The organism is Marinilabilia sp. (assembly GCF_016278715.1).
Lineage (GTDB): Bacteria > Bacteroidota > Bacteroidia > Bacteroidales > Marinilabiliaceae > Marinilabilia.
On record NZ_JADQBH010000206.1, the window covers coordinates 1,769 to 13,008 of the forward strand.

General features: G+C 43.0%; 9 protein-coding genes. 1 reads left to right on the top strand and 8 read right to left on the bottom strand.

The window, feature by feature from the left end; genetic code table 11:
* Positions 1-263 precede the first annotated feature (263 nt).
* Together QZZ43_RS12785 and QZZ43_RS12790 are read right to left on the bottom strand one after the other, a co-directional pair.
* Positions 264-1,151 carry a DUF4249 domain-containing protein gene (locus QZZ43_RS12785; RefSeq protein WP_291859953.1) on the bottom strand — a complete coding sequence of 296 codons (888 nt, stop codon included), beginning with the start codon at positions 1,149-1,151 and terminating at the stop codon, positions 264-266.
* A 151-nt stretch (positions 1,152-1,302) separates the two neighbouring features.
* On the bottom strand, positions 1,303-3,633 hold the full coding sequence (locus QZZ43_RS12790; protein WP_291859956.1) for a carboxypeptidase-like regulatory domain-containing protein: 2,331 nt from the start codon (positions 3,631-3,633) through the stop codon (positions 1,303-1,305).
* A 417-nt stretch (positions 3,634-4,050) separates the two neighbouring features.
* On the opposite strand from QZZ43_RS12790, the gene QZZ43_RS12795 reads away from it, so the two are divergent.
* A complete protein-coding gene (locus tag QZZ43_RS12795) occupies positions 4,051-4,701 on the top strand; it encodes a porin family protein (protein ID WP_291859958.1) in 651 nt (216 codons plus the stop codon).
* A 135-nt stretch (positions 4,702-4,836) separates the two neighbouring features.
* Here QZZ43_RS12795 and QZZ43_RS12800 read toward each other — a convergent pair whose 3' ends face one another.
* From QZZ43_RS12800 to QZZ43_RS12825, 6 genes are all read right to left on the bottom strand, one after another.
* Positions 4,837-7,785 carry a PEP/pyruvate-binding domain-containing protein gene (locus QZZ43_RS12800; protein ID WP_291859961.1) on the bottom strand — a complete coding sequence of 983 codons (2,949 nt, stop codon included), beginning with the start codon at positions 7,783-7,785 and terminating at the stop codon, positions 4,837-4,839.
* Between the two features lie 136 nt (positions 7,786-7,921).
* Entirely contained in the window at positions 7,922-8,398 is a 477-nt protein-coding gene (locus QZZ43_RS12805) for a biopolymer transporter ExbD (protein ID WP_291859964.1), read from the bottom strand.
* 1 nt (position 8,399) lies between these two features.
* Positions 8,400-8,975, bottom strand: a complete 576-nt coding sequence (locus QZZ43_RS12810; RefSeq protein WP_291859967.1) for a biopolymer transporter ExbD — start codon at positions 8,973-8,975, stop codon at positions 8,400-8,402.
* A gap of 55 nt (positions 8,976-9,030) precedes the next feature.
* Positions 9,031-9,471 (bottom strand): hypothetical protein, encoded by a 441-nt coding sequence (locus tag QZZ43_RS12815; RefSeq protein ID WP_291859970.1) that lies wholly within the window; start codon positions 9,469-9,471, stop codon positions 9,031-9,033.
* An 8-nt stretch (positions 9,472-9,479) separates the two neighbouring features.
* Positions 9,480-10,295: a MotA/TolQ/ExbB proton channel family protein gene (locus tag QZZ43_RS12820; RefSeq protein ID WP_291859973.1), complete on the bottom strand. Its 816-nt coding sequence runs from the start codon at positions 10,293-10,295 to the stop codon at positions 9,480-9,482.
* 260 nt (positions 10,296-10,555) lie between these two features.
* A partial coding sequence (locus QZZ43_RS12825) for an asparaginase domain-containing protein (RefSeq protein ID WP_291859976.1) occupies positions 10,556-11,240 on the bottom strand: 685 nt, incomplete at its 5' end.

Genomic DNA, 11,240 nt, shown 5'->3' on the forward strand with positions numbered 1-11,240 from the left:
GCTGTTGGCTCTTGGCTCGTAGCTCTTGGTTGTTGGCTGTTGGCTCGTAGCTGTTAGCTGTTGGCTCTTGGCTCGTAGCTCTTGGTTGTTGGCTGTTGGCTCGTAGCTGTTGGCTCTTGGCTCGTAGCTGTTGGCTCTTGGCTCGTAGCTCTTGGTTGTTGGCTGTTGGGTTGCATCGGCCAGGGAGGTGAAGTTCGACTGGGGTAAATACCGTTACACTTCAGGAGGATATAAACAAAACCTTGTCTTTTTGGAAGAGCAATTTATCTCTGTTCCTCCAAAAAGTCAGCGCTAATTACGAAATTAGCATAAGAGACCGAAAATGCAGTAAAAAATCCAAGTCCCCCATTACTGATATTGCCGGTTACATTGGCAGGAGGCCCACTGAACAAAGGATATTGTCCGCGGCCTTCACGCTGTACCCCTTCCACGAAATTGAAATATGTTTCGGTAATGCCACACATCTGAAGAGTCACCACATCGCCCTCTTTCAATGGTTCTGTTCCTTCCCCGGCATTGATAGATTGAACCCATACCCCTTCGGCTTTGCCATTATCAAAAAAACGGTCACTCACCACGTTAAATTCCGAGATACTCTCCGATATTAAAGTGCCATTTACCAACATACGAAACAGATAAAAATCTTCAGTCGCGGGAGGATCATCGGCATAAAGCAATATCTTCCATACCTTCCATGTATCATCATACATCATATCAATAGAATCAGGCGCTGTAACCCCAGGCATAACCGACACCGCCCCATAGGTTTCCGTTTGTCCGTCTTCGTTAATGTCCACCGCTGAAATAGTCAGCTCATAACGGTTTCCCGGATTTCCGCTAAAACCATTCTGCGTCAGATAATACCCTGGCATCTCATTTGCTTCTCTCAGTTGTTCAACGTTGTATCCATCCGACAGCAACACCGTGGCCCCGGTTACGGGCGGAGAAATGGTATCGGTCATAAATGGGACCGACTTTGAGAGCCGAAGATATTGCATCTGTCTCTCATTTGTAATGACACCATCCACCACTAGTCTTTGGCTGGCAGTTTCCAACTCCAAATCAATGTATTCTGTACATCCCAATGGAAGTATGACAACCAAAACCCAAAAAATGTAGTATAGTATTTTTTTCAACTTAATCATAACCATATATCGTTAGATTTTAAGTGGCTTGGCAAATCACGTAATCTATATCTTCTAACCTTAAATTAACCTGTCGACCATCAAAAACCAATCCTTTCACGCCACCGCGATTTTCCGTTCAGACATTTTTAACGATCTTTTGAAAACATATTTCTTCCTAAAACTTAAACGAATAAGAGATGGATGGCACCACTGAAAAAAGATAAGTTTTTTCTGCTCTGATGCGATATCTCGACTCTTCATCGTTGACAAAATTGATGGCCCAGGTATTTTTTCTGCCGTAAACATTGTACAAAGAGAAAATCCACTCTCCTCCTTTTCCCCGTCCCTTTTTACTGTGAAGAATGCATGAAAAATCCATTCGGTGATAATCGGGCATTCTTTCGCCGTTACGTTCTGAATACAATGGTACAATTTCTCCCCCCACTTCGTATCTCCCAACCGGCATGGTAACGGGCGAACCGGTGTAATACACCCAATTACCTGAAAATGACACACGCGGGGTGAGCCGATAATCAGCAAAAACGGAAATATCGTGCGTATGGTCGTAAGGCGATAGAAAAGGTCTGCCTTCGTTAATTCCGGGGGCAACACGTTCCGATTTCAAAAAAGTATAACCTATCCACCCAGAAAAACGGGTGGTATTCCATTTTGTCATCAGTTCAAACCCTCTTGCCCAGGCATTTCCGGCTCTCACCTCCCCCTCAATGGATTCGTTGAGCAGCAGGTCAGGATGGTCTTTGAAGTCAATGGTATTTTGCATCCATTTATTAAAAACCTCCAAACTATGCTCAAAAATCCCGTTTCTGGATTTCCGGAAAAAGCCAAGCGAAACCTGATCGGAAGTCTGAGGCTCCACATTAGGCGATGCCGGAAACCATACATCCAGGGGGGTGGAAGAGGTAGAATTACTAGCCAGCTGTATGTATTGCCGCGTTTTGCTGTAACTGAGTTTTGCCGTCAACCTCGGGGACAAAAACACGGAAATCCCGGCACGTGGCTCCAGTCCTTGATAAAAATTATAAATGTCTCCTGAAATATAATGTACCGTATCTGTCACCTCATAATTGTCATCAAACTGAAAACTCTTTCCAGGTCCCACATTTTGAAAAAGAGAATACCTGAGCCCCACTCTGATATTCAACCAGGGTGCAACTACACTGCTGTGACTCACATACAAGCCATGCTCCAGGGAGTTGTTGCGGGGCAATTCAATTTCCTTCAGAAGGGAGTTTTCGTCAGGTCCTTTAACCACGCCGGGATCAATCTGATGAAAAATTGTTCTGGCACCAAATCGCAAAGTGTTTTCCGGAGAAGCAAACCAGGAAAAATCAGCCCCGAACATATAATCATTAAATTCTGATACCCATTCCATGTCATCGATTTCACTCTCTGAAGTTCCCAGAAAATAGTCGTAGCGACTCCTAACCAGACTAAAATTGGCAAACAACGACGGCGAAAGAATACGGTTCCAACGGAAAGAGAAAGTGCGGTTCCCAAAATCAAGCCTTGCCAACTCGTCTTCGAACACATCGCGTCCCAGATAGGCACTCAGAAAAAACCGGTTTTTATCTCCTGCAATCCAGTTAACCTTCAAGTTGGTATCATAGAAATAAAGCTGATTGTCGTGTAACTCTTCATCTTTGGCCAGGGGCAGAAACAGATCTGCATAAGTGCGTCGTCCGGTAATCAGAAAAGAAACTTTGTCTTTTATCAGTGGTCCTTCCAGATTAAGGCGGCTTGAAATTAATCCGATGCCTGCAGAACCCTCAAACTTCTTCATATTTCCATCGCGTGTATGAACATCGAGTACCGATGACAACCGACCACCCTCGGATGCAGGAAAATCACCTTTGTACAACTCAATATACTTGATGGCATCATTGTTAAAGACAGAAAAAAATCCCAGCAGATGGCCAGCATTATAGACAATAGCTTCATCCATAAGCAATAAATTCTGATCGGGGTTTCCGCCTCTGACGGTAAAATTAGAAGAGCCTTCGCTGGTTGGCGACACGCCGGGCAGCATCTGAATAGCTTTCATAGGGTCAGTTTCGCCCATCAGTACCGGCATACGCCCCATTGACGCAGGTTCCATCCGTTCCAGACCCAACAAAGGAAAACGATCCGATGCTGCACTCTCCTCTCCTTTAACCACAACCTCCTCAAGATGCTCAGATTGCGGAGTCATCTCCACAGTTATTTGTCGGTCGGTTGAAAAAGTTATCTCTTCTACTTCATACCCTAAAAAACCAAATTGCAGGATATTTGCATCTGGTGGAAGTTCAAGAGAAAAAAAGCCATAAACATTCGTCACTGTACCATTGCGGGTTCCTTTTACAACAACCGTAGCCCCCACCAGCATTTCACCATTGGTGGCATCCTTTACATACCCGCTGACAGTTACTCCTTTTTCTTCATCAACCGCGCCTGCTCCTAAACTAAACAGCACAAAAAGAGAGAAAAAAACCAACAGAAAATTTTTCATCAACTTTGTCATTAATAACCGCGAATCATCAAATGTTGAAGGTAATCATTTTAGGACTGAGAATGCAAGCAAAACAGGTCAGAACCCAATTCTGGCACCCAAATTGCTGGTGTTTCTATAGTAAAAATTCCTGCATGAAAGCCTAAGCCCATACGCAAACATGTTGCGAAACACCCACTCAACATTCGGGAACCTGAGAGCAATCAAACATCAACAATCAGGCCTGTTATTTTGTTAAAGCTAATGGGGTTTGGGATTAAAATCAACTTTAGCGTCAAGCCCTATGTCGCTGGTTTCTTAAAAGCATCACCAACACCAAGTCAACCCCGAATCAAGAATTTTCAAAGTCTCGGTTAAAAAAAATACCTTTTTAAACCATACTCACTAATAGATACAAAATCTTTAAAAAACAGAATTATGAAAAAGAAGATCTTTCTATTAAGCATGATGCTCATCGGAACTGCATTTATGTTTTCCACCGTTGCCCAAGGCAGATTTGCTCTGGGTATAAAAGCCGGTTACAACTCATCGAAGTTCAGAACCGACAATGCCGGGACCATCATATCCGGAGAGCAGGAATACACCTTCTCGGACGCCAAGGATGAAGCCAAGGGCGGCCTGATGCTGGGGGCTTTTGCCCGGATAAAACTGATCAACAACCTCTCCTTTCAGCCTGAAATATTGTACGTGAAGAAAGGTGGCGAAACCAATTTCAGCGGAGAGTTCAACAACACCGTCAATACAGAATACCACACCTGGGACATTCCCTTGCTGGCTCACCTGAAACTTATTGACCTGAAAGTCTTCAACATTTACGGCGTAGGTGGCCCCATGGCTTCTTTTGTGGCAAGCGAAGAGAACAAATGGGGAGACATCAACAACTATGATTCTGCTTCTGAGAATATGAAGAATGCCCAGTGGAGTTTCCAGGCCGGCGGTGGTCTGGAAATTGGAAAAGTAAATCTGGATGTTCGCTATTCATGGGGGCTGGGGGATTCATCCACCGAACTGAAAAGAGTTAACAACAACCTGACATTCTCTGTAGCGTATAAGATTTTTGATTTGTAAACGCAATTTCAGCTACGAGCTAAGAGCCATGAGCTACGAGCTAAGAGCCATCCCCCCTACGGATTTTAGCGAATTGGACCGGGGCCATTTGCGGAACAATCGGAAATGGCCGCGGTTAATACCATTCCAAAATTTTTATTCACTAAAAACCACTACCCCCTCATTATTTTTTCCATCAATCATTGTGGAAAACGGTTTAGCACATTTCACGTGCCTGACATATTCAGTTTCCTCTTCTGCCTCATGGTTATTCAACAAGTCCAGGTTAATACTGCCTTCACCGATATGTGGATTAATAGTTAGGTATCCAACCCTTAATGAAGTCAGATTCTGAAAAAAATGGGTTCCCTGACTCGGTTCAACATGATAATTTTCCAATCCCATTTCCACAATGGTTCTGGCTCCGGCAATCTGCCCCCACCGGACAGGCACACCAAGCCAGGGATCCTGGGATCCCCACCGGCCCGGGCCGATCAGTAAATAAGGGCGCCCTTCCTTCTGAAGTTTGTCATTGATTTTTTCAATATGCCGGGCAATATCAGGGTTCAGAGACGGTTTAAACGTTTCGGGCTTAACATACACAATATCCTGAACGTCGCTAACCACTCCATTTCCCAGTGCCGATTTGGAGTAAATAAGACAGTCCTCCGGTTCAAAATCAGATAAATCGGGACCCGAAGGATCTTTGGTGTCCACAATGGGGCGAACCTGAAGAAGATAAAACACCGGCTTCCCGTCAGGTGTTTGAAGATCAACCGCAAACTCAATCTCCACGGGCTGTTTCATTTCATCCTGACCGAGGTGTAGAACCATATTCACAATATCAGCCAACGGGAAAGCATCGTATTTCAAAATATTAGCAAACGTAATAAATCTCGGCCCGTCAGCCATCAGTCCATCCTTTATCATGTGATTTTGCATATCAAAGACCGAGGCAAGCCATTTAAGCGAGCCATCTTTTTCTGCATCACCTACATTGACCTTCAAAATATTGATGCCATCGTTAACAGAAGGTTCAAAACTGGTTGCATCCAGATTCAGGGCAAAAAAGCTCTTTTGTGTTTCGCGTACAACCATCTCGGGGGATGAAAGCTGCAAAACTTTGGCAGGATATCTGGGAGAAAACCTTAGGGAAGCTCCCCCTTCCACTATCTGACGCCCCAAACCTAAAGCAACATTTACTACCCCGTCTTCAGCTTTTTCGGGGGGAATGGGATAAAAGTTTACCGAGCGCGCAACACCCGAAAAGGTTGGATAAAACCTGTTTTCATGAGGCTGTCCAACCACCTCCTGAAGAACAATCCCCATACGCTCTTCATCAATCAGATTCATGGTTCCCTCCATGTAAGATTTACTCGACTTGTAGTAAACCGAAGCATATACACACTTTATGGCATCAAGAATCTGAACCACCATCTGGTCGTCGGTGGATGGGGCAATCATATAGGTAGTATAAATTCCGGCAAAGGGCTGATAGTGACTATCCTCCAAAACACTTGAAGAACGAATGGCAACCGGACGTTTCACCACCTGAACAAACCGCAGAAGATCTTCATACAAATGAGCAGGAAGATTTCCTTCGGTAAAACGTTTGAGGATTTCCTCGTCCGACCTATCGGAAAGTCCAACAGAGTATAAGTCGTTCTCCTCCATGAAGCTCTCAAATACATCGATCCCCAATACAATGGTTCGGGGAATCATAATATTTACTTCCGGATGTTGATTCAACTCTGAATGCCGTTGGATAATGGCATTCAAAAAAGCGAGTCCACGGGCTTTGCCGCCGACCGACCCCTTCCCTATACGCGAAAAAGTCATATATTCATCATACCTCTTTCGGTCGAATGAGGCAATAATACCCTTACTTTTACTTTTCCGGAATTCGGAGATCAAACGAACCAGTCGTTCCTTATGGGCTTTCATATTTACATCGTCATCTACCTTCAAATCACGAACAACATCTGCAATAGGAAATAATGCACGGGCAGTAAGCCACTTGGAAACATGGTCGCGTTTAAAATGGTAGTGAAGGGACTCATCGGGCAGTTCCATCAGTTTATTTTGCAATTCTCTAAGACTGCCTACCCGTCCAATTTCAGCACCTGTTTTTGGATCAACAAAAACAAAATCACCAAACGCCAGATAAGTATTCAAAAAATCTTTAAGCTCCTGCAAAAGAAACTTGGAATGCTTATGTATAAATCCAACCTTTAATTCCTTGGCAACCTCAGCAATTTTTGCATCTGATGACTGCAGCATAAAAGGCATATAAGGATTCCCTTTTTTGACCTTTTGTGCCAGTTTAATTCCGGCTCCTACTTCTTTCTCACCGTCATGATTAAAGGAAACATCTGAGATGACTCCCAACAGATTGGAATGATATTTATCGTAAAAGGCCTCTGCTTCTTCGTAAGTTCGTGCGAGCAGAATCTTGGGACGTCCACGCATACGCATCATCATCTGGTGTTCGTTCAGTCCCTCATGCATAAACTTCTTCGATTGCTTAAAAACAATCTTATAGATCAATGGCAGATAACTGGAATAAAACCGGACAGAATCCTCCACTAGGAGAATACTCTGAACCCCAACTTCGCCAATATCGTGTTCCGCATTCATCCCGTCCTCAATAAGTTTGATGATGGCAAGCAACAAATTGGAATCCCCAAGCCAGCAGAAAACATAATCTATGGCACTGGTATCTTCCCGGCTAAGCTGTAAAGAAACCTCACGCGAAAAAGGAGTAAGCACAACAATAGGCACCAATGGAAAAGACTCTTTAATTTTCCTTGACAGGGAGAAAGGATCCATCCCTCCTACACTCAACATGGTAATAACCAAATCGATTTGTTCCTCTTTCAACACAGCAAATGCCTCCTCTGCCGAAGAAACCTGAATGAAATGTGGCGGATACCGTAGGCTCAAAGAAACATATTCATTAAAAAGCTGTTCGTCAATGCGCCCATCTTCTTCGAGCATAAAAGCATCGTAAGAGCTGCAAATCAACAAAACTTTATGAATCCGATTCTGCATCAACTGGTCAAATGCAGTTTCGGAAAAACGACTGTGGGTAATATTTAGTTCCATGAACAGAGAATTAGAGGGAGTATGCGTAAGAAACCCTTAAATTAGTAAAACCCTGACAGATTGCCAATACTGCAAGAGACAAAAAAACGGGATTGACAATGCCAACCCCGTTATATCTAAAATTCAAAATCTGAATTTACATCGGTACTTCACTAACCTGACGGGCCGAGTAACTGATTTTAAGAGCCTGGGCTTTTCTCAGGGCTTGCTTAACTTCAGTGATGATACCCATTGGTGTATCAAAATCGGCTTTAATCGAAACCGTCATTTTAGACCTGTCACTCTCCCGCATCGATTCGCGCTCCTGCACAATATAATTGCGAATATCGTCCACTGTAGCAAACTGATCGTTGAGCTGCACACGCGGCTCAGAACCAAAAGTAGCCTGATATTGTCTTTGAGGAACGCCCACATAAACATAGGTTACCAGTGATTTTTTCTCAAGTTTGCTCAACTCGGTAGCTTCCGGTTGTTTCAACTGAACTTTCAGCGCTACCTCTTTCATGGTTGTTGTTACCATAAAAAAGAACAACAGCATAAAAACGATATCGGGAAGAGAGGCGGTATTGATGGCCTGCTGACCACTACCTTTTTTCTTTCTAAATATTGCCATACTATTTCCCTCCTATGTTTTTAGGTTCAGCTTCGGAAATTTTTTGTGTATAGATATCACCAATAGCATCCTGTTTATCATCCTCAAGTTCGGAATACTTTTTACCAAACTTGGAACGAGCCAATTCGTCACGAAGCTCATTGTACGCAGCAGCCAATTCGTTTTGTACCGAAAGGTACATCTGATACTGGGTTCCGCGGTCGCTCTGCAACGAAATAACTCCTTTAGTCACAGGATAAATGCCAAAATATTCAATTTGCTTTTCCTCCTTTTCAGGCAGTCCCTCATCATCCATCGGGTTTTGAATAAACTCTTTGGCGGCATCGCGAAGTTCTGTCAACTCCATGGGCTCATTTTCAACCAACAATCTGTTTTGAGAATTGATAAGCACCTCAAACACATTTCGGTCTTTAATGGGCGGTGGTGTTTCCTGATCTTCAGGCACCGGGGGAGGAAGCATGCGTGACAAACCGGAATCAGTGTCCATGGTAGTCGTCACAAGGAAGAAAATAAGCAAAAGGAAAGCAATATCGGCCATCGATCCTGCATTCACTTCCTGAACATCTCTTTTTCCCATAAATTTAAAATATTTTTAGTTGACAGGACTTAAAAAAGTCCTGTCTTCAGTCATGTTACTTAAAAATCCGGGACACTTCGGTAAACAGAATTGCAACCAAAGCACCACCAATAAGGATATAAGTAGAATACAAGAATGTATCCCCAAGAATTAACATACTGGGAACATTATCGGATCCCTTATAGCTTACCAATTGCAAAGGAGTTCCATCTCCCAGGCTGTAAGCAACCACAGCAATCACCCCTAAAAGGGCAATTGAAATAAGTGTCCGGATAGCAGCTTGCGGATGCAAAAACAAGTTTGCAATTTCAAAAAGAATAGCAACCGCTGCCCCAATCAACAACAATATCTTTCCCCAGTTCAAAAACGACTCGGTGTACATTGGATAACCGGCATCTTCCACTTCACCTCCGAAGTAGAAAAGTCCTGCAAATACCAATGTTACAGCCAGGAGAAGAAATAGTACATAATTCAAATATCTCGAAAGCTTAGCCATAATGACAATTATTTTTTCATGTTATACTTAACCAGAATGTCCATCAATGAAATTGAGGCATCTTCCATGTTGTTTACAATACCGTCGATTTTAGAAACCAGGTAGTTGTAAAAAATCTGAAGAATAATAGCCACAATCAAACCGGACACTGTGGTAATAAGGGCCACTTTAATACCACTGGCAACGGCCGTAGCAGAAACGTCCCCCATAGCAGCAATGGTGTCGAAAGCATCGATCATACCAATTACTGTACCCATGAAACCAAGCATAGGAGCGATAGCGATGAACAAAGAAACCCAGGTAAGTCCTTTTTCCAAAAGTCCCATCTGAACAGAACCATAAGAAACAACAGACTTCTCTACCACTTCAATACCTTCATCGAAACGATCCAGCCCCTGATAGAAGATAGAAGCAACAGGTCCGCGAGTATTTCGACAAACCTCTTTAGCAGCCTCTACACCACCTTCATTAAGCGCATCCTCAATTTTCTGAAGAAGTTTCTTGGTATTGGTAGTTGAAAGGTTCAAATAAATGATTCTTTCAATTACAATAGCCAAACCAAAAACAAGTGCCAGAAGTACAAAACTCATAAATACAGCACCACCTTCAATAAATTTAGCTTTAATCTGTTTGTGAATTCCCTGGGGCTCTTCACTTCCTGCCGGTTCTGCAGCAACTGTTTCCTCTACTGCAACTTCCTCTTCTGCAACCTGTTCAGTTGTAGTTTCTTCAGCTACCGACTGCTCTTCTTCCTGAGCATAAATGGATGATGCACCCATGCTAAGCATCCCAAAAACTGCCAAAAACGCAAATAGCTTTTTCATAATCTGTAAAAAATTTTGATTTGTATTGGTTTGTTAATACTCAAATATAATTCATTCTCTCTATCTGAAAATGGAGAACAAATTTAGAATCAATTAATAGAATCTCAAAATTAAATTTGTATTCCCCGTTTTTCAGGGTTGCAAATTACAAAAAAAATGTCAATTACAAGTTTAGTAACCAAAATCATCCCAAAAAACTTCTAATCTAAACCGGAACAAAATAATCGCTAAGTGTCAAAGCCACACAAGCAAGCGGTCACTCAGGACACAACCGGCTTTATCTCACCTTTTAAAGATTTATTTAGTTTTTTCTTAATCTCATCCATTGAAACACTGTTCCCCAATAAAAACATCAGTTTGGCAAGGGCTGCTTCTGTGGTGATATCGTGCCCACTGACCACCCCTATATTGAGCAGATGTCTGCCTGTTTCGTAACGCCACATTTCCACATTTCCGGCCAGACACTGCGTTACATTTATTATAATGACCCCTCGTTCAATGGCATCTCTCAAAGCTTTCATAAACCATTCGCTGGTGGGGGCGTTCCCCGAACCATAGGTTTCCAGAACTACTCCCCTCAGGCCCGGAGCTTCCAATACCGAGCGTACCACATTCTCGTTGATACCGGGAAATATTTTCAAAAGAGACACATTATTATCCATCCGCCTTGACACAGAAAAGGTTCCATTTAAGGTGGTATAGCGAATATACGGATAATTATATTTGATATGCAACCCCACCTCAGCTAAAGGTGGATAATTATCGGAACGAAATGCACGAAAATGCTCGGCATTATATTTGGTCGTCCGGTTGCCTCGAAACAGTTTATCTTGAAAATAGATACAAACTTCAGGCACCAGAGCCTGGTCATTTTTATAGGTTGATGCTATCTCCAGTGCTGTCAGTAGGTTTTCTTTTCCATCGGTGCGGATGGCTCCCAGTGGC

Bases quoted from the DNA above. Each gene is read 5' to 3' on its own strand.
- QZZ43_RS12795 (WP_291859958.1), top strand. From the start codon at position 4,051: ATGAAAAAGAAGATCTTTCTATTAAGCATGATGCTCATCGGAACTGCA.
- QZZ43_RS12790 (WP_291859956.1), bottom strand. From the start codon at position 3,633: ATGAAAAATTTTCTGTTGGTTTTTTTCTCTCTTTTTGTGCTGTTTAGT.
- QZZ43_RS12800 (WP_291859961.1), bottom strand. From the start codon at position 7,785: ATGGAACTAAATATTACCCACAGTCGTTTTTCCGAAACTGCATTTGAC.
- QZZ43_RS12820 (WP_291859973.1), bottom strand. From the start codon at position 10,295: ATGAAAAAGCTATTTGCGTTTTTGGCAGTTTTTGGGATGCTTAGCATG.
- QZZ43_RS12805 (WP_291859964.1), bottom strand. From the start codon at position 8,398: ATGGCAATATTTAGAAAGAAAAAAGGTAGTGGTCAGCAGGCCATCAAT.
- QZZ43_RS12785 (WP_291859953.1), bottom strand. From the start codon at position 1,151: ATGGTTATGATTAAGTTGAAAAAAATACTATACTACATTTTTTGGGTT.
- QZZ43_RS12810 (WP_291859967.1), bottom strand. From the start codon at position 8,975: ATGGGAAAAAGAGATGTTCAGGAAGTGAATGCAGGATCGATGGCCGAT.
- QZZ43_RS12815 (WP_291859970.1), bottom strand. From the start codon at position 9,471: ATGGCTAAGCTTTCGAGATATTTGAATTATGTACTATTTCTTCTCCTG.